Origin of the sequence: Oceanobacillus caeni, from assembly GCF_042678465.1 — a bacterium.
Lineage (GTDB): Bacteria > Bacillota > Bacilli > Bacillales > Amphibacillaceae > Oceanobacillus > Oceanobacillus caeni.
Window position 1 is genome coordinate 12,598 of sequence record NZ_JBHTKV010000009.1, and the last position, 23,601, is coordinate 36,198.

General features: G+C 36.9%; 26 protein-coding genes. 10 read left to right on the top strand and 16 right to left on the bottom strand.

Features of this window, described 5'->3' with window-relative positions; all coding sequences use genetic code 11:
- Positions 1 to 5 precede the first annotated feature (5 nt).
- Positions 6 to 800 carry a 2-keto-4-pentenoate hydratase gene (locus tag ACFQ18_RS08330; protein ID WP_204798167.1) on the bottom strand — a complete coding sequence of 265 codons (795 nt, stop codon included), beginning with the start codon at positions 798 to 800 and terminating at the stop codon, positions 6 to 8.
- Between the two features lie 10 nt (positions 801 to 810).
- A complete protein-coding gene (locus ACFQ18_RS08335) occupies positions 811 to 2,274 on the bottom strand; it encodes an aldehyde dehydrogenase (protein WP_204798166.1) in 1,464 nt (487 codons plus the stop codon).
- Positions 2,275 to 2,529: 255 nt separating this feature from the next.
- On the opposite strand from ACFQ18_RS08335, the gene ACFQ18_RS08340 reads away from it, so the two are divergent.
- Positions 2,530 to 3,333 carry an IclR family transcriptional regulator gene (locus ACFQ18_RS08340; RefSeq protein ID WP_204798165.1) on the top strand — a complete coding sequence of 268 codons (804 nt, stop codon included), beginning with the start codon at positions 2,530 to 2,532 and terminating at the stop codon, positions 3,331 to 3,333.
- Positions 3,334 to 3,373: 40 nt separating this feature from the next.
- Here the strand turns inward: ACFQ18_RS08340 and ACFQ18_RS08345 are convergent, their stop codons facing one another.
- The 6 genes from ACFQ18_RS08345 to ACFQ18_RS08370 form a co-directional block, all read right to left on the bottom strand.
- The gene (locus ACFQ18_RS08345) at positions 3,374 to 4,678 is read right to left on the bottom strand and encodes a TRAP transporter large permease (RefSeq protein ID WP_204798164.1); all 1,305 of its coding nucleotides are present in this window, start codon (positions 4,676 to 4,678) and stop codon (positions 3,374 to 3,376) included.
- Positions 4,668 to 5,237 (bottom strand): TRAP transporter small permease, encoded by a 570-nt coding sequence (locus ACFQ18_RS08350; protein ID WP_204798163.1) that lies wholly within the window; start codon positions 5,235 to 5,237, stop codon positions 4,668 to 4,670. Before ACFQ18_RS08350 ends, ACFQ18_RS08345 begins: the two co-directional genes overlap by 11 nt.
- A gap of 16 nt (positions 5,238 to 5,253) precedes the next feature.
- Positions 5,254 to 6,309: a TRAP transporter substrate-binding protein gene (locus ACFQ18_RS08355; protein ID WP_204798162.1), complete on the bottom strand. Its 1,056-nt coding sequence runs from the start codon at positions 6,307 to 6,309 to the stop codon at positions 5,254 to 5,256.
- Positions 6,310 to 6,446: 137 nt separating this feature from the next.
- Positions 6,447 to 7,646, bottom strand: a complete 1,200-nt coding sequence (locus tag ACFQ18_RS08360) for a 4-hydroxybenzoate 3-monooxygenase (RefSeq protein WP_204798161.1) — start codon at positions 7,644 to 7,646, stop codon at positions 6,447 to 6,449.
- Positions 7,647 to 7,698: 52 nt separating this feature from the next.
- Positions 7,699 to 8,544, bottom strand: a complete 846-nt coding sequence (locus tag ACFQ18_RS08365; protein WP_204798160.1) for a DODA-type extradiol aromatic ring-opening family dioxygenase — start codon at positions 8,542 to 8,544, stop codon at positions 7,699 to 7,701.
- Between the two features lie 21 nt (positions 8,545 to 8,565).
- On the bottom strand, positions 8,566 to 10,023 hold the full coding sequence (locus ACFQ18_RS08370) for an aldehyde dehydrogenase (RefSeq protein WP_204798181.1): 1,458 nt from the start codon (positions 10,021 to 10,023) through the stop codon (positions 8,566 to 8,568).
- Positions 10,024 to 10,199: 176 nt separating this feature from the next.
- Between ACFQ18_RS08370 and ACFQ18_RS08375 the strand changes: the two genes are divergently transcribed.
- Entirely contained in the window at positions 10,200 to 11,153 is a 954-nt protein-coding gene (locus tag ACFQ18_RS08375; RefSeq protein WP_204798159.1) for an amidohydrolase family protein, read from the top strand.
- A 78-nt stretch (positions 11,154 to 11,231) separates the two neighbouring features.
- Here ACFQ18_RS08375 and guaC read toward each other — a convergent pair whose 3' ends face one another.
- Positions 11,232 to 12,215, bottom strand: a complete 984-nt coding sequence (gene guaC, locus ACFQ18_RS08380) for a GMP reductase (RefSeq protein ID WP_047184474.1) — start codon at positions 12,213 to 12,215, stop codon at positions 11,232 to 11,234.
- Positions 12,216 to 12,484: 269 nt separating this feature from the next.
- On the opposite strand from guaC, the gene ACFQ18_RS08385 reads away from it, so the two are divergent.
- From ACFQ18_RS08385 to ACFQ18_RS08400, 4 genes are all read left to right on the top strand, one after another.
- The gene (locus tag ACFQ18_RS08385; protein ID WP_204798158.1) at positions 12,485 to 13,216 is read left to right on the top strand and encodes an alpha/beta hydrolase; all 732 of its coding nucleotides are present in this window, start codon (positions 12,485 to 12,487) and stop codon (positions 13,214 to 13,216) included.
- A gap of 56 nt (positions 13,217 to 13,272) precedes the next feature.
- A complete protein-coding gene (locus ACFQ18_RS08390) occupies positions 13,273 to 13,791 on the top strand; it encodes a YjcG family protein (RefSeq protein ID WP_060668587.1) in 519 nt (172 codons plus the stop codon).
- Positions 13,788 to 14,210, top strand: a complete 423-nt coding sequence (locus ACFQ18_RS08395) for a GNAT family N-acetyltransferase (RefSeq protein WP_047184471.1) — start codon at positions 13,788 to 13,790, stop codon at positions 14,208 to 14,210. The genes ACFQ18_RS08390 and ACFQ18_RS08395 overlap by 4 nt, the downstream gene beginning before the upstream one ends.
- 108 nt (positions 14,211 to 14,318) lie before the next feature.
- On the top strand, positions 14,319 to 15,026 hold the full coding sequence (locus ACFQ18_RS08400) for a YetF domain-containing protein (protein WP_204798157.1): 708 nt from the start codon (positions 14,319 to 14,321) through the stop codon (positions 15,024 to 15,026).
- Between the two features lie 170 nt (positions 15,027 to 15,196).
- Here ACFQ18_RS08400 and ACFQ18_RS08405 read toward each other — a convergent pair whose 3' ends face one another.
- Positions 15,197 to 15,433: a hypothetical protein gene (locus tag ACFQ18_RS08405; protein WP_204798156.1), complete on the bottom strand. Its 237-nt coding sequence runs from the start codon at positions 15,431 to 15,433 to the stop codon at positions 15,197 to 15,199.
- A 91-nt stretch (positions 15,434 to 15,524) separates the two neighbouring features.
- On the bottom strand, positions 15,525 to 15,731 hold the full coding sequence (locus tag ACFQ18_RS08410) for a hypothetical protein (RefSeq protein ID WP_379566146.1): 207 nt from the start codon (positions 15,729 to 15,731) through the stop codon (positions 15,525 to 15,527).
- Between the two features lie 243 nt (positions 15,732 to 15,974).
- Here ACFQ18_RS08410 and ACFQ18_RS08415 point away from each other — a divergent pair, with 243 nt between their 5' ends.
- Positions 15,975 to 16,457, top strand: a complete 483-nt coding sequence (locus ACFQ18_RS08415; RefSeq protein WP_204798155.1) for a CotY/CotZ family spore coat protein — start codon at positions 15,975 to 15,977, stop codon at positions 16,455 to 16,457.
- A 239-nt stretch (positions 16,458 to 16,696) separates the two neighbouring features.
- Here the strand turns inward: ACFQ18_RS08415 and ACFQ18_RS08420 are convergent, their stop codons facing one another.
- Both ACFQ18_RS08420 and mgtE read right to left on the bottom strand, forming a co-directional pair.
- The gene (locus ACFQ18_RS08420) at positions 16,697 to 17,275 is read right to left on the bottom strand and encodes a CotO family spore coat protein (RefSeq protein WP_060668592.1); all 579 of its coding nucleotides are present in this window, start codon (positions 17,273 to 17,275) and stop codon (positions 16,697 to 16,699) included.
- A 173-nt stretch (positions 17,276 to 17,448) separates the two neighbouring features.
- Positions 17,449 to 18,837 (bottom strand): magnesium transporter, encoded by a 1,389-nt coding sequence (gene mgtE / locus ACFQ18_RS08425; RefSeq protein ID WP_204798154.1) that lies wholly within the window; start codon positions 18,835 to 18,837, stop codon positions 17,449 to 17,451.
- Positions 18,838 to 19,053: 216 nt separating this feature from the next.
- On the opposite strand from mgtE, the gene prpE reads away from it, so the two are divergent.
- Entirely contained in the window at positions 19,054 to 19,800 is a 747-nt protein-coding gene (gene prpE / locus ACFQ18_RS08430) for a bis(5'-nucleosyl)-tetraphosphatase PrpE (RefSeq protein WP_204798153.1), read from the top strand.
- A gap of 71 nt (positions 19,801 to 19,871) precedes the next feature.
- Here the strand turns inward: prpE and ACFQ18_RS08435 are convergent, their stop codons facing one another.
- The 3 genes from ACFQ18_RS08435 to ACFQ18_RS08445 are packed head-to-tail and all read right to left on the bottom strand — an operon-like array spanning position 19,872 to position 22,198.
- A complete protein-coding gene (locus ACFQ18_RS08435; RefSeq protein WP_204798152.1) occupies positions 19,872 to 20,741 on the bottom strand; it encodes an RluA family pseudouridine synthase in 870 nt (289 codons plus the stop codon).
- An 18-nt stretch (positions 20,742 to 20,759) separates the two neighbouring features.
- A complete protein-coding gene (locus tag ACFQ18_RS08440; RefSeq protein WP_047184462.1) occupies positions 20,760 to 21,560 on the bottom strand; it encodes an NAD kinase in 801 nt (266 codons plus the stop codon).
- A gap of 23 nt (positions 21,561 to 21,583) precedes the next feature.
- Positions 21,584 to 22,198, bottom strand: a complete 615-nt coding sequence (locus tag ACFQ18_RS08445; protein ID WP_204798151.1) for a GTP pyrophosphokinase — start codon at positions 22,196 to 22,198, stop codon at positions 21,584 to 21,586.
- A 281-nt stretch (positions 22,199 to 22,479) separates the two neighbouring features.
- Between ACFQ18_RS08445 and ACFQ18_RS08450 the strand changes: the two genes are divergently transcribed.
- Both ACFQ18_RS08450 and ACFQ18_RS08455 read left to right on the top strand, forming a co-directional pair.
- A complete protein-coding gene (locus tag ACFQ18_RS08450; protein WP_047184460.1) occupies positions 22,480 to 23,052 on the top strand; it encodes a CYTH domain-containing protein in 573 nt (190 codons plus the stop codon).
- A gap of 107 nt (positions 23,053 to 23,159) precedes the next feature.
- A complete protein-coding gene (locus ACFQ18_RS08455) occupies positions 23,160 to 23,543 on the top strand; it encodes a globin domain-containing protein (protein WP_060668598.1) in 384 nt (127 codons plus the stop codon).
- The last annotated feature ends 58 nt before the right edge of the window (positions 23,544 to 23,601 follow it).

The following is a 23,601-nucleotide window of genomic DNA, read 5'->3' on the forward strand; positions in this document are numbered from 1 at the left end:
CCTCTTTACTCTGAAAATGAAACTTCCACGGAACCTAATTCAGCAAATTTCACATAAAAATGATCGCCTGGTTTTGCTTCTACCATGGCAGACAATGCTCCGGATAAAATAACTTCACCAGCTTTAAGCGTAATCCCGTAGTTTGCTAGTTTATTAGCCAACCAAGCAACACATTTCGCAGGATCTCCTAATGCTGCCGCACCAACTCCCGTGTTTTGAAGTTCGCCATTCTTATATAAAGCCATTCCAATTTGCTTAATATCTAAATTTGCCGGTTTTTTAAATGTTTCTCCAAGCACATAAAGTCCTGATGATGCATTGTCGGCAACCGTATCTGCTAAAGTGATTTTCCAGTCTTTAATCCGACTGTCAACGATTTCAATTGCTGGCACAATGACATCTGTCGCTTTTAACACATCTAAAGAAGTGACATTTGGACCAACTAAATCTTCTTTTAAGATAAAAGCAAGTTCGCCCTCAATTTTTGGTTGAAGAACACGGTTAAAAGGTACGGTACCTTTATTTTCCACATGCATATCATCTAATAAATGTCCATAATCCGGTTCCCCAACTCCAAGCATTTCTTGGACTGCTTTAGAAGTTAATCCGATTTTTTTACCTGTAATACGTTTCCCATTTTGCAAATATCTGTTAATCGTGTGCAATTGCACTTGGTACGCTTCATCAATGGAAATGTCAGGATCCAGCTCTGTAATTGGCTGAACCCCTTGTCCATTACTCCATGCACTTGCTAAATGTTTGACATGACTTTCTGTTTTAGCTGTCGTTTCTATATTCATCTGGATCCTCCTATAGTTTTAGCGTGACATTCGTTATTTCAGAATAGAAATCAAAACTATGTGCTCCACCTTCACGGCCAATTCCACTACGCTTCGCACCACCAAATGGGGTACGTAAATCACGTAGGAACCATGTATTGACCCATACCATTCCCGCTTCAATTTGTGCAGATAATCTTGCCGTACGTTTTACATCGCCAGTCCAAAGACTTGCACTTAATCCGTAATGCGTATCATTAACTTGTTCCATGACCTCTTCCTCTGTATCGAATGGAAGAACGGTTACAACGGGACCAAAGATTTCTTCACGTACACAACGAGAATCTCTTCCCAAACCGGTTATAATCGTTGGCTCTACATAGAAACCTTTTTCCATATCCGCTTTCTTACCACCAGTTAAGAAGGTACCTCCCTCTTCTTTTGCAATAGCTAAGTAGCTAAGCACCTTATTATAATGTTCCTCACTTACTAGTGCTCCGACTTTTGTATCTTCAGCAAAGGGATCACCAACTTTTAATTCTTTTGTTTTTGCAACGAATCGCTCTAAAAATTCATCATAGATAGCACGTTCTACATAAATTCTTGACCCGCAAAGACACACTTCCCCTTGGTTGATGAAGCTTGATTTCAATGTAGTCTCAATTACATCATCTAAATTTGCATCCGCAAAAATAACATTTGGGTTTTTTCCTCCTAATTCAAAAGATAATTTCTTCAAAGTTGGTGCAGCAGATTTCATAATGGCACTACCAGTAACCGTCTCCCCGGTAAAAGCAATGGCATCTACATCATCATGAGATGTAAGGGCGGCACCTGTATTTCCAAAACCATGTACCATATTAACCACACCTTCTGGTACACCTGCATCTGTACAAATTTGTGCTAAAACAGTCGCTGTCATTGGTGTTACTTCTGATGGTTTCATAACTACTGTATTTCCCGCCGCAAGTGCTGGAGCCAATTTCCAAGTCATTAGTAGTAATGGTAAGTTCCAAGGGTTAATTAATCCAACCACTCCAACTGGACGACGAACAGAATAATGAATCGCAATATCATCCTGTTGATAAGATTCATTGCCAACTGTTGTCATATAATCCGCGAAGAAATGAAAATTGTATGCCGCTCTTTCAATATCAACGCTGTTTGACAACCATATTGGTTTACCGGTATCTAATGTTTCCAGTGTCGCTAACTCTTGTTTTCTTTCTAAAATTAAATCCCCAATTTTACGGATAATAGCAGAACGCTTGCGAACTGGCATATTCCCCCATTCACCTTTCAATGCCTTTCTCGCTGCTTCTACCGCATCATTAACGTCTTCTCTTCCTCCTTCCGCAACTACCCCTATAACTTCCTCTGTTGCAGGATTGATATTTTTAAAGGTTTTTCCACTTTTTGATTCTACGTATTTCCCTCCAATATAATGGGAACAATTAATTGGTTTAATCTCTACCTTTTGTTCAGTCGTTTGCATGTAAAATTCCTCCCTAACATATTTCTTATTTCATCGCTTAACAGTTATCTTTTCTTTACAAATTCATTATAAAATCGAAAAGTGGAATTAAAAAGGTCGCAGTTCCTCTATACGCAACAATAGTTAAAAAATTTGGATTATTTATAGTATAATAAAAAGTAACCGTTACCAAAGATTGATAAAAATAGCATTTCATCATGAGTTTCACAAAAAATGATTGTTCTTATAGACAGAACATGTATTGGAGGAGAAATGATGAAAAAGAAGAATAGTGATCCACAAATCCTTTCATCTGTTAAAAATGCATTACGAATACTAAAAAGCTTTTCCACATTTGAACCAACACAAAAAGTAAGTGATCTTGCTGAGGAATTAGGTTTAGCAAAAAGTACGGTTAGTAGACTCCTTTCTACGCTTGCTAGTGAAGGATTTGTAATCAAGGATGAAGGAACGCGAGATTATCGGTTAGGGTTATCTGTTTTAACCCTTGGAGGAATTGTAACGAACAACCTAGAGATTCATAATGAAGCCGCCCCTGTTCTCAATCGATTAGTGAATGATACTGGTGAAACCGCACATTTATCTATTTTGGATGAACTAGATACCATTTATATTCATAAAGAGGAGTGTCATCATCCTGTCCGTATCTTGACGCATATTGGTCGACGCAACCCCTCTTATTGCACGGGATCTGGTAAAGTATTACTGGCATTTAATGACGATAATATTTTAGAAAGGGTCATCGAAAAAGGATTAGTCTCTTATACCGAGAATACGATAACGGATCCAAACAAACTGAGAAGAGAAATGGAAGTAATCCGAAAGCAAGGTTATTCGATTTGTACAGAAGAGCTAACAGTTGGGACAAGATCTGTTGCTGCACCAATACGGGATTACTCAGGAAAAGTCGTTAGTTCCATTTCTGTTGTTGGACCGATTCAACGAATGAAGGAAGGTAAAATTCCTGATATCACAAATAAAGTAGTAAACGCAGCAAAAGATGCATCCGAGCGTTTAGGATATGATGAACGATACTTTAGAAAATTTTCAAAGGTATAATAAAACAGGCTAGTCCACAGACTAGCCTGTTTTATTTCAATTATCCTGTTAATGATGGTAAAAATGTTACAATACTAGGGAAGATAATTAAGATAATCAAAAACACAATCATGACGCCGACCGCTGGCAGAACCCCTTTAAAAATTTGTTCAATTGGAACATCTTTCACCACACCACTAATAATATACACACTTAGTCCTAATGGTGGAGTCAATACACCGATATTGATCATTAACACCATGATAATCCCAAACCATAATCCATCAAACCCTAATGAAGTAATGATTGGATAAACGATTGGTAATGTTAAGGTCATAATCGCAATTCCCTCAAGAAACATCCCCAAAAATAAATAAACAAGTAAAATTAACGCTAGGATGACATATGGTGATACATCCATGGATACGACCGCATTTGTTAGATGTGCAGGAATTCGACTTAAAGCTAGGAAGCTTCCAAATAAATTTGCTCCAATAAAGATTAGGAAAATCATCACGGTTAATCGTAAAGATTCATCAAGTGATTCCAACATACCTTTGAAGTTTAATCGTTTCATGATAATTGTTACGATAAATGCTAAACATGCACCAATCCCAGCTGCTTCACTTGGTGTAAATATTCCCAAGTAAATACCACCAATACTTATAAGAAAGATTAGTAGAAATGGCCAAATAGTTTTTAAAGAAGCAACCTTTTCCCAAAAAGATATGTCCTCCGCTTTTGCTGGTGCATTTGAGGGATTTACCTTCACTTGAAGCTGAATCAAGAAAATAAACAAAAGCGTTAAAATTATTCCAGGAACAAATCCACCAATTAAAAGTGGTCCAATTGGTACATTGGTTAATGCCCCGTAGATGATTAATAAAACACTTGGTGGAATTAATGATCCTAGTGTCCCCCCTGCTGCTACAGCTGCCGTGGAGAACGTTGTTTTATAGTTATACTTTTCCATCTCTGGAATACTTACTCTTGCAATAGTTGCTGTTGTTGCATTAGATGAACCAGAAATCGCTCCAAAAATAGAAGAAGCGCCAACTGTAGCGATAGCTAGACCACCACGAACTTTACCAAACCATTTATGAACAGCAGAAAACAAGTCATTTCCTAATCCAGAATAGGACAAGAACATCCCCATTAAGATAAATAATGGAATAACACTTAGCCCATAGTCATTGGACGTCCCAAACGCCGCCATTGATAATTGTGCTAAACCTACTGTACCGTCTGTTATCCAAGATACTCCTAGAAATCCAATCAAAAATAAGGATAGACCAACAGAAACTCGTAGGAATATAAGAACAAGTAATAATATTATTCCTAAAACCCCTGCCACCTCAGGACTCATCTGGATTCACCACCTTTAATAGAGAGTTAAAGCCATCCAATAATAATGTGAGTGCAAATGAGAAAGAACCAATAATCGTAAGGCCAGAGAAGATATACAATGGTAAACCAAGGTCACCACTTGTTTCCCCGCCAATCCAAACCCTTACAGAATACTCATATAGTTGCCATGTTGTTAAACATAGTAGAATAAATAGTACGAATGACGATATGCTATAAAGAATGTGTTGGCTTTTAGCAGACATTTTTCTAGTGAAGAAGTCAATTTCAATATGATTTTTCTTTAGTTGCCCCGCGCCTAAACTATAAAAGATCATTAAAGCAAGTAATAAACCTGTTAACTCATAAGTTCCGATAATTGGAGCGTTGAAAAAAAATCTTCCAGCTACATCGGCTGTTGTTAAAAGCATTAACGCCATCAATAAGACACTAGAAATTTTGTGCAATACATCATTTAAATGAACTGTAACTTTTTCTAAAGCCCTTGTAAATTTGACCAGACTGGACGTTTGATCAATCGTAGCATTTAGTTGTTTTTCTTCATTTAATTGTGGACTCATTCTTCCAAACTCCTTTCTATTCATTGATTTCTTCTATTAAACGAACTGCTTCATCATAAATTTCTTGTCCTGGAATCCCTCGCTCTTCCATTCTGTTAATCCAGTTTTCGGCAACATGTTGGGATGCATCTTTAAATTTATTCACTTCTTCTTCTGATAGCTCGATGAACTCTACCCCCGCTGCTTTTGATTCCTCTACTGCTTTTTCTTTTTGTTCGTCGAACGTTCTTCCCGCTAAAGCCGCCATCGGTAATCCAAGCAATTCTTCCTCTAGTAATTTCTGTTCATCTGTAGTGAATTTTTCCCAACTATTTTCATTCATAGAAACATAGAATAAATTCGTATTAAAATATCCTATGGTTACATAATCTACGAGGTCCGTTAAATTAAAGTCTTTGATTGCTGCAATTGGTAGAACCCCACCATCAATCACTCCTTTTTGAATCGCATCATAAATATCTGGTGCACCCATAGATACAGGAGTTGCTCCCCACGCCTCTAGCATTTGACTACCTTCTTCAGATGGCGTTCTTAACCGAAGTCCTTTAACGTCTTCAAAACTACGAACTGCTTTACCCTTTGTGATAATTGCATACGGATCTGCCGCATGAATCCATAAAGATTTTACATCCCAGTACTCATCTTGTATCTCCGGAAACGTGTCATATAATTTCTGGGCAACGATACTTAACTCTTCACCAGTACCCTCTGCCATAAAAGGAAGATTTAGCACAGACTGCACTGGATACCTTCCAGCATTGTATCCGTGAATTCCTCTCCCAACATCCATTAAGCCAGTTACAATATTATCGAGCGTTTCATTTGGCCCTCCTAACGAACCACCCATATACATGCGAAAGTCTACCCTTCCGTCTGTTAACTGTTCCACTTTTTCAGCAAATGCTGGGAAAGTAATTGCATTTTGTACGTGTGGTGGACCATCCATGCTACCAAAATTAAGTGTGACGCTTTCACTTTCTTTCGCCGAACTAGCAGAACATCCGGCTAACACGATGAGACCAACCATAGTAAAAATAAAAACGAATATCCATTTCAACCTTGTTCTGATCATGTTCTTACTCCTTTCTATATAAATCCGTTTCATGTATTACCTAAATATTGGCAATATTCAATAAACAATAAGTGTACGACTACTTCGTTTTTTAAGGTTAACCTGCCACCATTTAGGTAGCAGATTATTATTAACATTTACTCTACATTATTTGGTACTTTAGGAAATTCTACTTTTAAGTCCGCATAATTTTCAGCTATTGTTTTAGATGCCGCTTCTGATGAAGAAATATATTCTAATTCCGCAAGTTGCACTCCATTTTCAAAGTCTGATTTCTGATCATGATGATGAAGCAAATTCGTCATCTGACTTGCAAATCGTTGGGCTCTCCAAACACGGCGTACGCATACCTCAGAATATTGTTCAAGTGCTCGCTCACTACCTGTTTCATAAAAATATTTAAGTCCTTCTGCTAATACGCGGATATCCCCTATCGCAAGGTTCAATCCTTTCGCTCCAGTTGGTGGTACAATATGTGCTGCATCGCCAGCAAGGAATAAACGTCCGTGTTGCATCGTTTCACAAATGTAGCTTCTCATCGACACAATATTCTTTTGAAATATTGGTCCTTCTTCAATTTTCCAATCATCTAAATCCACTCGTGCGTGTATCTCAGACCAAATCCGCTCATCAGACCAGTTATTAATATCGTCATTAGGATCCACTTGCAAATAATAACGCTGCACTTCTGGTGTCCTTGTACTTATAAGGGCAAACCCGCGTTCATGATACGCATAGATCAACTCTGGATTGGCTGGTGGTGTTTCTGTTAGAATACCTAACCATCCAAACGGGTGGACAAATTCAGATTCCTTTAAAAGCTCCTCTGGTATTGCTTTACGACTTGGTCCATGGTATCCATCACAACCTGCGATGAAGTCACAAATCAATTCTTGTTCTTCCCCGTCATACTCAAATCTTATTTTTGGCTCTTTCGTATCAATATCGAAAGGGCTTACATTTTTGGAATTAAATAGAATCCTTCCTCCTGTATTTAAGCGTGCTGCGATTAAATCCTTTAATACCTCATGTTGTGGGTAAACCATAATTTTCTTTCCACCTGTAAGCTTTTCAAAATCGATGCGATGACGTTTCTTATTAAATTGAAATTCGATTCCTTTATGAGGATCACCAAGTTTCATCATACGCTCGCCGACACCAGTTTCATTTAATAAATCCATTGTACTTTGTTCCAACACACCTGCACGAATAGTGCTTTCAATTTGTTCTCTCGATTTCTTTTCAAGAATAACAGAATCTATCCCTTGTAAATGTAAAAGGTGAGATAACATTAACCCCGCAGGTCCTGCCCCGATAATCCCTACTTTTGTCCGCATATAAATATCTCCCTTACTTTGATTTCTTTCAGTAAAATCTAATTTTCTTTCACTATGCAAGAACAATCTTAGGTGATTCAGCTAGGTGGGAATAGTCCTTTTCTGCAAACGTAATTAATGCATTCCAGCTTCCAGATGATTGACCATCTGCCAAATAGCTTGGTGTCCAGCTTTTATCGATCATACTAAATAGCATTGCGATATGGCGACCTCCAGATTCTACTCTTGCCATTCTTGCATACTCAGGAAGCATATTATAAGCAGATTCATAGTCTTTCTTCTTCACTAAATTAACAAACTGTTTATCCAGTGCATGCTCGGAGACAGTTGGAACATTATGTCGTCCTCTTACTAAATTATGGGATAAAGCACCACTGGACAGAAAGACATATTTCTTATCACTTTCTCTTAAGACTTGAGCGATGACTTGCCCCCATTTATTTGTTTCTTCTAAACTTGCCGCTAAGGTAACAGACAAATTCACAATTGGAATATTTTCCTTCGGTGTTAGATAGCGTAGTGGAACAACACTACCATAATCCCAAACAAAGTATGGATCATCTACCCCTTTAACATCCAGGTTCGCTTCTATTCCAGCTTCTACTAGCTGATTTCCTAATTCTGGATCCCCGGGGAAGTAATAAGGGACATCCTTAATTAAATCAGGTGCTTCTGTCGCTGTTAGGGAACCTTTATGAACAGATGTACAATCAACATAGTGAAAGAAAGTAGATGGCCAATGACAAGAAACAAGGACAATGGCATCTGGCTTAATTTTATCGATTTCCTTACTTATCTTTTTCATCGCATTTACCATTTCTCTTTGAAACTCAGGAACTTTCTCCTCATGTGTAATACTAGGTACATGTGGAACCAATGCTGCCAATTCAATAGTCATGTGAATAACCCCCTAAATTTTTTATAGTTTAATTGTGATATTCGATAACTCAGTATAAAAATCAAGACTATGCATTCCTCCGGCCCTTCCAATACCACTTTGATTCGTTCCTCCAAATGGCGTTCGCAAATCCCTTAAGAACCAAGTATTCACCCAGATAATCCCAGCTCGAATGGATTGTGCTACACGATGAGCACGTTTGATGTCATTCGCCCAAATGGTGGCACTTAAACCATAATGGGTATCATTTGCTTGCATAATCACTTCTTCTTCCATATCAAATGGGGTAATGGTTACAATGGGGCCGAAAATTTCTTCGCGAATACAACGAGAGGTTCTTTCTAGTCCAGTAATAATGGTCGGCTCGATATAATAACCTGAATCTAAATCTTCCGGGCGGCCCCCACCTGTTACTATTTCTCCACCATCGTTTTTAGCAATTGCCAAGTAATTTATAACGCTTTCATAATGTTCCTTACTAATTAGAGCGCCAATATCTGTATCTTCATGCAACGGATTCTCTACTTTTAATTCTTTTGTTCGTTCAGCAAACTTCCTGACAAATTCTTCATAAATTGGTCGTTCTACATAAATTCGGGATCCACATAAGCAAACTTCACCTTGGCTAATGAAACTTGATTTAATCGTAGTTTCAATTACCTCATCAACGTCTGCATCCGCAAAAATGATATTCGGATTTTTTCCTCCTAATTCAAATGACAGCTTTTTCAATGATTCCGCACCAGATTTCATAATTGCCTTACCTGTTTTCACTTCACCGATAAATGAGATCGCATCAACATCCGGGTGTTTAGAAATTGCTTCACCAGCAGAATCCGCACCATAACCATGAACTAAATTAACTACTCCATTAGGCAACCCCGCTTCCTGACAAATTTCCATTAATACAGTAGCAGTTAATGGTGTCCACTCAGAAGGTTTAATAACGGTTGTATTTCCTGTAGCAAGCGCTGGGGCTAACTTCCATGTTAAAAGGAGTAACGGTAAATTCCATGGTTTAATCAGTCCAACTACCCCAACTGGATGTCGATAGGAATAATGAAACGCTTCCTTATCTTGTTGATAAGCTTCATTTCCTATTGAGATCATGTAATCCGCATAAAAATGAAAATTATATGCTGCTCGAGGAATATCTATTTTTTTCGCCAAGGATAATGGCTTTCCTGTATCTAATGACTCTAAATACGCTAGTTCTTCTACTCTTTCTAAAATCAGATCACCAATTCGTCTAAGAATCCTCGAACGCTCCTGTAGTGTGTAATCTTTCCACGGACCATCTAAAGCTCTTCTCGCAGCTGCAACAGCATAATTTACTTCTTCTTCCCCTGCTTGAGCGACCGTACCAATTAATTGTTCTGTTGCAGGATTAATATTTTGGAAAGTTTTTAGATTCTGAGAATCAGTAAACTGGCCATTAATAAAATGTCGGCAATGAATCGTTTTTATTTTCGTTTCCATCCGCAAGCGCTTCCCCCCTAATAAAAAATATATCAATCTATCTAAATTAAAGTTACCAATGAAAAATTCCAGTTTCAACTTCCAGTTCCTCTATACGCAACTATGTTCTTTTTTTTGCAAAAATTTAGTATAGAATGATAAATAACAATTATGTTTTAATGAGGAGGTAAGGATAGTTGTTCGATTTTCATACACATTTTATTCCTAATCACGTTTTAACTTGGTTACAAGATCATAAAAAAACAGTCCACGCAAGGTGGGAAAAGAAATTACCTGATAAACATAAGTTTTTAACTGTAAATGGAAAATGGGGATTTGAATTAAAACCAGCATTTTACGATTTAACCTTATATAAACAAGAATCTGTTGATGTTGGTGTTACTCATTCTGTTTTATCACCTATCCCCCAATTATTTATGTACGACTTTAGCCCGGAAATAACTACAGAGGTTTCACAAATCTATAATTCTTCTTTAGCAGAAATTGTAGGCAATTCACCTGATCGTTTTTCTGCTCTTGGAACCTTACCACTAACTGCACCTGAAAAGGCTGCAACTATTTTAAACGAAGCAATGAATCAGGGTTTAAAGGGAGCTATCATAGGCCCAGGATTAGGAGAGAAACTCCTATCTGATAACTTCTTCACTCCTTTATTTGAAGAGGCCAACCGATTAAAAGCGATTCTTTTTATTCATCCACTTTTAAGCACAGATCCTAGAATTAAGTCGAAAAAAATGCCGAATTTAATTGGGGTACCTTGGGAAACAACCGTGACTGCAACAGATATCATTTTAAGTGGACTCATTGACAAATACCCAGACATAAAAATCGTCTTTGCTCATGGAGGAGGCTTCCTTCCATATCAGTTAGGAAGAATGGATAAAGGATATGATCAATGGAAAGATGTATCATCAAATCTAAGTGCAGCACCATCTGAATACGCAAAACGTTTCTGGTATGATACGGTATTATGGAATTCAAATAGTTTAGATTTGTTAATAAAAACAGTCGGAAAAGATAAAGTCGTTCCAGGCTCAGACTTTCCTTTTGATCTCTCAGTGTGGCCACCGGAAGTTAATAGTGAAAAAGGAAGTCAATCCTTATCGGGATTAATAAATATGAATTTCTAATGTTGATATTGTTGTTAAATCCGTACGAGTAAACGAAAAATGAGTGAGATACCCCATCCCACTCATTTTTCATTACTATTAATACACTTTATCTCCATTAAATATAGAATTCTTTACAACTACATAGTCAACATTTCGTATCGCTTTTAGTTCTTTTCCACCTGCATAAGAGATAGAAGATTGTAAATCCTGTTCCATTTCGTCTAAGGTGTCTTGTAGGCTTCCTTTATACTCTACATACATCTTCTTACCTTCCACGTTTTTCTTTTCACCTTTTTGAAATTCGGATGCGGATCCAAAATATTCTTTAAACACCTTTCCATCTCTCTCCACTGTTTCACCTGGCGATTCTTCATGACCTGCAAATAAGGATCCAATCATGACCATCGACGCACCGAAGCGAATGGATTTTGCAATGTCACCGTGCGTGCGAATTCCACCGTCAGCAATAATTGGTTTTGTGGCTGCTTTTGCACACCAGCGAAGCGCCGCTAATTGCCAACCTCCAGTACCAAAACCTGTCTTTATCTTTGTAATACATACCTTACCAGGCCCGATTCCAACTTTAGTTGCATCTGCCCCCGCATTTTCTAATTCTCGAACCGCTTCTGGTGTTCCAACATTCCCAGCAATAACAAAGCTTTCTGGTAAATGTTTTTTAATGTGTTGCACCATGGCAATAACCTGATTGGAATGACCATGCGCAATATCAATCGTAATATATTCAGGGGAAAGTCCCTCTTCTTTCATTTGTTCAACAAAACGATATTCTTCCTCTTTTACCCCGACACTAACAGAAGAATACAATCCACGCTTATTCATATCTTTAATGAAATCTATTCTTCTTTCTGGTTGGAATCGATGCATAATGTAAAAATAACCTTTTTCTGCCAAATAAATTGCAAGTTCTTCATCTATAATGGTTTGCATATTTGCTGGAACCACTGGTAATTTAAAAGTACGATTTCCTAACCTTACAGTTGTATCACATTCGGAACGACTTTCCACAATACACTTTGCAGGAATTAATTGAATATCTTCATAATCGAATACATTTTCCATATCTCCACCCCTAAAACACAAATATTATTTATATACAACACAAAAACATACGTTTATATACTAACAACTTACCTAAATTATGATTGTTTGTCAACAATCATCCATTAAATCGCGAATATAAACAACATTTCTGATGCATGAAATACCTATTTTCAATTATCAATTATTCCACTCCGTAAATTAGAATATTTTGCTTATTCATGATAGGCTTAAGTTTAGAGAAACTACTTTGAGAACTCAGGATTTAGGAAAAGGTTGGGGGCATGAATATGAAAAGAAAAGGAAAAATGATTACGAAAGAAATAGACAGCAAGTATTTAAATGAAACTAAGGAAATTAAAATATACCAACCAGAAAGCTTTTCACCACTATATAAATACAATATTTGCATGATGCAAGATGGAAATGACTTTTTCCAAATGGGACGTGTCGCTACATTAAGTGATCGACTTCACGACGATGGAGAAATAGCAAATACCGTATTTGTCGGAATCCATTACAAAGACAGAGCAGATCGACGGAGAAAATATCATCCAAATGGAGAAGAATATGAAGCATACACAACATTCATTGTAAAGGAAGTCATTCCCCTTTTAGATGAAATAGTTCCGACCCTCATGCTAGGAAAAACTCGTGCACTCATGGGAGATTCACTTGCAGGAACATTCGCACTCGTGACAGCATTAAGATATCCGAATACATTTGGAAAAGTTATTATGCAATCACCATATATCGATGAATCCGTACTAAACATTGTGAAAAAATCTGAAATAAATTTTTCCTCTCTTGATATTTATCATACAATAGGAACAAAAGAAGACGAAGCACCATTATCTGATGGAACTATAGAAGATTTACTCACTCCAAATCGGGAATTAAATAACCTTTTAAATGAAAAAGGTGCAAATTGCACATATTATGAGTTAGAGGATGGTAACCACACTTGGAAATATTGGCAAAAAGACATGCCACGAACATTAATTTCTATGTTTTCCGAATAGGAAAGTTTTGATATAATGTTATAAAATTCAAACGTAAATAATGAGGAGGATCTAGCATGAAATACGGGATTGCAATCTTTCCATCAAAGAACATTCAGGATGAGGCAAATTCATTTAGAAAACGTTATGATCCACACTATGCCTTAATTCCACCACACATCACATTGAAGGAAGCATTCCATGTGGAGGAAAATGAGTTGAAGGATATGGTTACAGAACTAAAACAAATTGCAAACGAAACAAAACCATTTACCATTAACATTAATAAAGTAAGTACGTTTGCGCCTGTCACGAACACCATTTATTTTAAGGTAGAACCAGTTCCAGCATTAATGGATTTACAGAAAAAGCTGCAAGAAGGTACACTTACAAATAATTTGACGCATTCCTTCGTTCCACATATCACCATCGGACAGCAATTAATGGATGATGAGTATTCAGATGTCTTTGGTACTTTGAAAATGAGTAAATTTACGTTTGAAGATACGATAGATCGTTTTCAACTTTTATATCAGTTAGAAAATGAATCTTGGACCGTTTATGAAACATTTGTTTTCGGAAAGGAATTTATATGAACGTCAAAATTGTAGAATCAGAAGAAGAATTACAACAAGCCTACGATATACGAATGATCGTATTTGTAGAAGAACAAAACGTACCTCCTGAAGAAGAAATAGACGATCTTGAAGGCAGTTCAATCCATTTCATCGGTTATGATCATGAAAAACCAGTTGCCGCAAGCCGTCTTCGCTTCGTAGAGGAATATGGGAAATTAGAGAGGATTTGTGTGTTAAAAGAGGCTCGTGGGAAATCCTTTGGCAAAGAAATCATACAAGCAATGGAAAAAGTTGTGCAAGAAAAAGGTTTTAAAAAAGCTAAATTAAATGCACAAACACACGCTGAAGGTTTCTATCAAAAACTTGGCTACCACACTATATCTGGAGAGTTTATGGACGCGGGTATTCCACACGTTACAATGATTAAAGAATTATGATTTAAAGCACTACATCAATAGATGTAGTGCTTTTTATTTTGGTTCGAATGACTTTTCATACAATGGATACACTAATTATTAAACGGTTTTAACTGGGGGATTGAATATATGACAGATTATTTATCCATGTCCATCGATCTTATTTTTGGGTTTATTGCCTTATTCATTGTAACTAAAGTATTAGGAAAAACCTCGATGTCACAAATCACACCATTTGATTTTGTATCTGCTGTTCTACTGGGAGAACTCGTCGGTAACGCTTTATTTGATAAAAAAGCAGGTGTACCTGAAATAGCCTTTGTTGTGGCATTATTCGGAATTCTGATGTGGCTTTCGGAAAAAATAACACAGAAATTCAAACGAACAAGGGCACTTATCGAAGGTTCTCCTTCTGTCGTTATCCATAAAGGAAAATTGTATCGAGATTCCTTGAAGAAAAACAATTTAGATTTAGATCAATTGCAACATTTATTAAGAGTGAAAGATGTGTTTACTTTACAAGAAGTAGAATTTGCAATTTTAGAAGCGAATGGTGAATTATCTGTTTTGAAAAAATCTGATTACCAAACTCCTACACGGAAAGATATGAAATTAAGTCCAAAAGAAGTGAATCTTCCAGCAGCTCTTATTAATGATGGGGAGCTTATTGAGGATAATTTGAGGGAGAAAAATTTAACAAAAGAGTGGGTCATGGAGCAAATTAATGCGCAAGGGTTTGATCGTATAGAAGATGTGTTTTACGCAGAATACGAGAAAGGTGAAGATTTATTAATTTATCCATTTTTAAATCGAAATCATACGAAATGGGATGGCTAATGGACATCCCATTTCTTGTCGTCCAGCTCCAGCGCCCAGCGACTAGCGAGACTTCCTTCACCTTCGTACGATAAGTCAACATCGACTCACTCCGTTCGTCGTGTTTCCTTTATCTCCTACGGCTCAGTCCAGTCCGTACGTCGCTAAACGGGCGCTTGCGCTTTCTTTTTTTAAACTAATGCATGAAAATGCTTACCTTTATAATCGTGCTGTAATTTCTTTCTAGGAGTTGTTGAGGTGGTTTCAGCGTGATAACGTTCGTAACTATTACGGATTTCTTGATGGTGCCTTTCCAGAACAGCTTTATACGATTTTTCTACACTTGTTGCTCCTATTCGTTCAGTAGAATTCACACGTATTTGATAATCATTAACTGGATAATGATTAATTGGCAAAATATATCCCATACTCAACCTCCTCCTTTTAACTTTTCTGATTATTTTAATTATACTTATATTTCTTTTTTCTGTCTACTTATATTATCCATACCCCTTTTTATTATTCCTCAAACGCCTTTTCCAATTGTTTCATGACGGACTCCATTTGCTGGATTTGTTTTAGAAAAGAATCATTCCACTTATTGGCGTTTTTTTCGAAAGTCCTTATCTTCTCCTCCGGCCTTTGGAACCACTTCTCATTTTTTTCCAAATGCTTACCTAAGATTCCAACATTTTCTATCCAAGGGTTCACCTTTCGTTTACTCAAGTTTCACCATCCCTTCTTCCAACGCTTATTAGTATTTTATGTAAAAAAATAATGTGGGAATCAGTCAATCAACAAATTAGGCGCCCAACCTTTTCTTATCGTTTTAATCGTTGATGAAATAGGTAGAAAATAGACATATATTACACAAAATAGAGCCAAATATCGGTATATGCCCACACCAACAATGTAGTCCCACATATTCTATTAGGGAAAAGTAACAAATTATGAAAGGAGACACAAATCATGGGTTGTGGAAAAAAATTTGAGTCAGGTAATTGCGTTGCTGATATCCTAAGAGATATTGTTGATGCGCAAAATGATATTGTTGAAAACTGCTGTGATACAGGTTGTGAGCAATCTATTGGTGATTTATTAGGAGAAAAAGAAAATGGAAATGGGCTAGATACTGTACCTGTTATTCTATATTGCGACTGCAAACCTTTTAAAGGATTCGGTGCTGAGAGGAAAGCGAAGCATGGTCACTTTGGAATGGGGGAAATCATATCAAGCTTCATCTTCCGCGTAAAATCTGTAGATAAGGATAACTGTGCTGTATTAGAATTACTATTATCAGATGGTCAGGGCTGTGGTCACGATAGCCTGAAAGATCCAACCGACCAAGTGACGAAAAAATTAGAAGCAACCGGAATCTGCATCACTGTAGATCTTGACTGCTTCTGCCACGTAACATGCTTACCAGCAATTAGCGTTTTTAACAATGACTAATTCCGTCATATAGAATATAAATTCAGCAGAAACTCCGCCTAACTATGCATTGGGAACACCATGAAAATAACTCATGGTGTTCTTTTATTTTCGTCCGGCTCCAGCGCCCAGTGACTAGTAGACTTCCTTCACCTCCGTACGATAAGTCAACATCGACTCACTCCGTTCGTCGTGTTTCCTTTATCTCCTACGGCTCAGTCCAGTCTATACGTCACTAAACGGTCGCTTGCGCCTTTGTTCTAAAATCCAAGCAATCGAATCGATCTTATGTCGTCAAAAGGTATTTGCAGCATTCTCTTTCCGCTTTGGAACAGAACTTCTTCATTTTCAAAAGAAACAATGATTCCACGAACCGTTCTTTGTCTTGTTTTTATTTCACATCTCATTTTTGGTGCATATTCCGATGTATTAGCAAAATACTCCACTCGCTCACGAATACTCATATCTTTAAATTGCTTTCTCTCTTTAACTGGTTCCTGGTCTTCTACCGTTTCAGTCATCACTTCATTTTTCATTTTCGTTTCTTCCTCCGTAACCATTTCCTGTTCTGAGGAATCAACTGCGTCTTTTTCAGCCTTTTTTGATGAATATTTCTTTTTAGGGGTTTCAATAGGCTTCTCTTCTGTTGTTTCTTCAGCCGTGACTTCTTCTTCCATCATGACTCTCGGTTCTTTTACTTTATTTATTACTTCCTTTTTTGACTTTGCCTTTTTCTTTGGGGTAACATAACTCTCCTGCATAGGTGCGATTGGGTGCGTTATGCCTTTATTTTTCTGTATAAAAAGCAATGGTTCATTCGCATATTTCTCCTTGCCCATACTAACCTCTCCCTTATAACAATTTACAATCTAATATATGTTATTCATTCACCGAGTGTGTATTTGCCTATGAAATCTTGTGTGGGATATGGGATTGAGGGAAATCAGTTACTTTTATCTAATACGTACATAGAAAAAAGCATGAACCGTATTAATGGTCCATGCTTTCCTATTCAAGAAACTAAATAACTCATAAAAGTAGTAGCCATTCCAAAATAAATTAAAATAGAAATAATATCGTTAATAGTGGTTATAAATGGGCCAGAAGCTACCGCAGGATCAACGTTTAAGCGATCCATTACGATAGGAACAAGTGCCCCAGATAATGTCGCAACGATTAAGGATGCCATGATAGATACACCTACAATAATACCTAGATATATATCAGCTTTCCAAAAATAAATAACAATGGCAATGACGATTCCGCAAACAGCTCCTGTAATTAGTCCAGTAGTTGTTTCTCTAACAATGAGTCGCATCTTTCCTTGGTTTCCGTATTCTCCGTTGGATAGTCCGCGAATGGCTACAGCTAGTGCTTGTGTTCCTGTATTTCCGGCCATCCCGCCAATAAGTGGAATAAAAATAGCTAACACGGCAACTTGATTTAACGTTTCTTCAAATTGACCGATTAAGCTCGCTGTAAACATTCCTAAAAACAAAAGAATCACTAACCAAGGTAGCCGTTTTTTTGCCGCATCCAATGGACTATCATCTGGTTTAACTTCTTCTGAAATACCGGCTAATTGGGAGAAGTCTTCACTTGCTTCTTCTTCCATAACATCTAAAATATCATCCACGGTAATAATTCCAAGTAAATGATCTTGAAAATCTACAACTGGAAGTGCTAAGAAATCATAATCTCGGAACATCTGCGCGATTTCTTCTTGGTCTTTTGCAACAGAAACCTTGACCACCTTTTCACTCATTATTTCTTCTATTTTTACCTGATTATCCGCTACAATCAAATCTCTTAATGATAGTACGCCGACAATTCGCTTATCTTCATCAAGTACATATAAGTAGTAAATGGTTTCCGCTCCAGGCGCTTCTTCCTTCAATTGTTGCATCGCTTCGACTACCGTTTTTGTTTTGTATAAAGCGACAAATTCAGTAGTCATAATACTACCGGCTGTTTTCTCCTCGTAATGAAGAAGTTGCTTAATTTCAGCGGCAGCATCTTGATCCATCATCGTAAGGAAGCTAACAACCTCTTCTTTATGCATGTTATTTAAAATATCCACCGCATCATCTGCGGGCATTTTGGATAGAATCATCGCCCCTTGCCTTGGATTCATTTCTGTAAAATAGCCAGGGGTATTTTCCAAATCAATATTTGCCATAATCTCCGCTAATTCATCGGGAGATAAATATGCATAAATTCTTATTCGATTTTCTTGGGATTGATCAACAAAAAACACAGATTGATCATATGGGTGCATTTCAAGGAAATTTTCCCTAAACTCATCTGTCTGTTCTTCATTTAACGCTTCGTACACTTTGTCCCAATGCGCTTTATACTCTTCTTCATATTTTTCTTCGTAATTATTTTGTCTCTCTTCCATAAGGATACTTCCTTTCTCTCACGAAACAGTATAGAACCTATTCCCTGTTCCGCTAATTCGAAACTTTTACTTACGATTTTTCACAAAACTTGGCATTCGTCAACCCTTTGCTATACTTTTGCCTGTCTGCCAAGAATTTCTACTTGAATAAAACTTATAAACTTAATCAATGATAAACTTATACATATCTAATAACCGATAGCAAGGAGGAGTTTTATGAAAATAGACGTTATTGGTGACATCCATGGTTGCATCGATGAATTGCATGCGCTATTTGAAAAACTCGGTTACCAAAAAGAAAATAATATCTTCGTTCACCCTGCTGGTCGTATTCCGGCATTTGTTGGTGATTTAACAGACAGAGGTCCGGATTCATTAGCAGTTATTAGACTTGTCTATCAAATGGTTGTCGAGCATAAAAGGGCAAAATACGTCCCAGGTAACCACTGTAACAAATTATATCGCTTTTTTCTAGGGAACAAAGTCCAACAAAAGCACGGTCTGGAGACTACTGTTCAAGAATATGAGACATTATCTACTAGAGAGCAAAAAATAATAAGTAAACAGTTCAGAACGCTTTATGAACAAGCTCCATTATATTTAGAAATCCCGGAGGTTTCCGCAGTTATTGCTCATGCAGGAATACGTGAAGATTACATTGGTAGAACCGATAAGAAGGTACAAACCTTCGTATTATACGGTGATATCACTGGTGAATTTCATTCTGATGGCCGCCCGTTTCGCAGGGATTGGGCCAAACACTACCATGGTGACCGGTGGATCGTCTATGGTCACACTCCTGTGATGGAGCCACGTATCAAAAATAAGACAATCAACATTGATACTGGTTGTGTTTTTGGTAATAAATTGACCGCTTTTCAATTGCCAGAAGAAAAGATAGTGGCAGTCCCATCCGAACAGCCACTAGTCGAAGAAAAATTTAGTTATTTCGATAATGATTAAAGTGCACGTTCAAAAGGAGGATGTAAAGCACCGAAGTCGTCTAAGTACACAACGTCCTTTTGAACAACCTTTCAAAGAAGTTCCTTCATATCACTCGGTAAATTAGATTCAAGCTGGATGTATTCTTTTGTAAAAGGATGTTCAAATGCAAGCTTATAGCAATGTAAGGCATGTCTCTTTATATAATCCGTTTTCCCGCCATATAAATCATCCCCCGCTAATGGATGATTTATATGGGAGAAATGGACACGAATTTGATGTGTTCTACCTGTTTCCAGTTGAATGTTTACCAAGGTATGTAAGGGTAATCGTTTCTCTACTTTAAAATGAGTTACCGCCCGTTTCCCAGTTTCCTTCACCATTCTTTCGATAATGGAACCCTCTTTCCGATCAATTGGAGCATTTATGGTTCCACTATCTTTCATTAAATCCCCTTCCACCAATGCTTTATATCTTCTCTTTATTTTTCCCGCTTTCTGTGCCGTAGACAATAAGGAATGACTATAACGGTGTTTGGCTATTAATAACAAACCAGATGTATCCCGATCAAGCCTAGTTACGACATGGATCGTATAAGGGATATTATGTTTTTCGTAATATCCTAAAATCCCATTAGCAACGGTTCCTGTTGGATGATGGAGAGATGGAATGGTAGCAATTCCAGCAGGCTTATCCACCACGATAACTGAATCATCTTCATAGACAATGGACAAGTCCATTTCATCTTTAACCATGTACTCTCCTACCTGCTCTTTAGGAAATGAGATTTCCAGTAAGTCCCCTTCCTTCAAGCTGTATCGGACCGTTTGTGGAATACCGTTAATAAGAATCTTTCCTTCCAACTTCACAGCGGTCAAGATTCTTCTAGAAAAACGTTGATATTCCTTTAAGTAATCCCGAATCATCATACCAACATGTTCGGAATTAATCATCCATTTCATAACTACTTCGCCTCATTCTTATTTCCCATCTTCCGTAACAAAAGAATCTCTGACTCGATTCCAAAATGGGAATTGTCTAAATCTAGCAAATCGTACTCTTTCTTTCGCCACCCGACATTGAATCGACTTCACATCATTATAGGTTCGACTAAAATGATCAATGGAAATTAGGAAGCTTTTGTCCTTCTTCGGTTCCAGTAAACATGTATGATGTTTTGGCAAAATTAAAGGAGAGCCTATCGTACGGAAAACCCGATTATTAATAGAAGCCATTTCTGTTAATTGAATTGCTTCAATGGCTGGGTGTATGATGGCACCACCTAATGCCTTATTATATGCAGTACTTCCGGAAGGTGTAGAAATACAAATTCCATCTCCACGGAACGTTTCAAAATACTCCCCTTTAATTTTAACATCAAAGACAACAGAGCCCTCCGCTGTTTTAATCATTGATTCATTTAAGGCGAGAAAACGATCCCTTTCACCGGAGTTTTTTCTTATAATCACTTCAAGTAATGGATACTCAACAACTTGAAATGGAGTTTTCGCAATTTCTATCACTAATTTTTCGATTTCATCTGGTGTGTAATCTGCATAAAACCCAAGATGACCAGTATGAACTCCAATAAAAGCCGTTCGATTTAAACGATGGACGTAGCGATGAAAGGCCTCCAGAAACGTTCCATCTCCTCCAACAGAAATAACGATTTCAGGTTCCTCTCGATCGTATTCCAATTCAAAATCTGTTAAATATTGTTTCATCGTTACTTTTATTTTTTCTGAACGCTTATCCTCTCTAGATACAATTTTAAATTTCAAGTCGTTCCTCCCCTTTAATAAAATTAATTATTTTTCCTATTAAAGATTCGCCGCGCTTCTTGAATTTCATGTTTTATTTTTGACATTTCTTCATCTAATTTAAAAGCCGCTTCAGCAGCATTCTGCAATCTTATTTGGATATCATCAGGAATACTACCTTTATATTTATAATTCAATGAATGTTCATTCGTCGCCCAAAAGTTCATTGCTAGCGTACGTATTTGGATTTCGGCTAAGACTAGTTTTCTCCCCCGAACCATTTCTACTGGGTATTGAATAATCATATGATAGGAGCGATATCCGCTAGGCTTTTTATTCGTAATATAATCTTTCTCTTCTACAATTGAAAAATCATCACGATTACGAAGCATTTCAACAATAGCATAAATATCATCTACGAATTGACACACGACCCGAACACCAGCTATATCATATATTTCTTTTTCAATATTTTCTAATGGGACTCCCCTATTTTTAGCTTTTTCTAAAATACTTTGGACTGGTTTTACTCTTCCGGTAACAAATTCGATTGGCGAATGAGATGATTCGTATTCAAATTGTGATCGCGTTCCTCTTAATTTTACTTTAAGCTCATCAACCACCTGTTTATAGGGGGCAAGTAAATATTCCCAGTTCATAACAAACACACTCCTACACTTAACTGTAACATGAATCTTTCACCATCGTTATTTAGAAAACTTGGCATTTTCTCCAAAAGCTTTAATCATTGTCTCCGCTACACTTTGTGGGAAGAAAACATTGTATTTCCTAGCCTGCAATCAAAGACAAAGTCCACTCAAATTATAGCTTATATTCGTGTAACATACTAGCTTGATTCCTTTTCTTTGCAAATTTATCCTATATTGGCGATAATCATTAATAATATATTTTTACATTATAATTGGAGGCCAAATTTTTTATGGCACAAGAAATAGAAATTGAATTTAAAAATTTGTTAACAGAAGATGAATTTAACATTTTATTGGATAAATTGCCATTCCCTGAATATAGTGTAAAACAAACGAATTTTTATTTTGAGACAAAAGATCTTTCATTAAAGGACAAGGGATGCGCACTTAGAATTCGGGAAAAACAAGGGAATTATCGTCTAACATTAAAAGAACCACATGAATTAGGCTTACAAGAAACACACGATACGTTAACAGAAGAAGAAGCAAAACATTGGTTAAATGGAAAAATCATTCCAAAACCTGAGACAACCCGACAATTGCAAAACTTAGGCGTTGATCAAGAGGAATTAGTATATTATGGAAGTCTCACAACAGAGCGTCGAGAGGTTGAATACCAGGATGTCCTCATTGTTCTAGATGTTAGTACTTATAATGGTGTTCAAGATTATGAATTTGAATTAGAAGCAAAGGATCAAAAAATAGGACTTACAAGATTTCATTCTATTTTAAATCAATTTGGAATTAAGAAGAAGGAAACACCTAATAAAATAGTACGTTTTTTTAATACATCACCTAAATAGGAAGCATTTAATCAGATTTGTTGCCCATTCTATCATCCACTTGTAAAATTAAAAGCAGGAAAATTATATTATATATGTTTTTGTAAACCATAAATAAGGAGAAGCGGATGGAAATAAAACACGGAACGATTTATGAAGCAATTGGTGGCTTTGATACAATAGACAGATTAGTTACTGCTTTTTATAAACGAGTCGGGAAACATCCTGATTTAATTCCCATTTTCCCAGAGGATTTAACGGAAACGGCAAGAAAACAAAGATTATTTTTAACCCAATTTTTTGGAGGTCCTAGACTTTATGAGGAAGAACGTGGTCAACCAATGATGAGAAGACGCCACTTGCCATTCCCCATTACACCAACAAGAAGAGATGCATGGTTAAGTTGTATGAAAGAGGCACTTGACGAAGCTGAAATTGAAGAACCGTATCGTTCGGTGATATTTGAAAAATTGACCCTTACAGCAAATCATATGATGAATAAACTAGATTGATAGAAGAAGTTGTTCAAAAAGTGCGTCACCCTCCTTTTTGAACACGCACTAGAAAGGA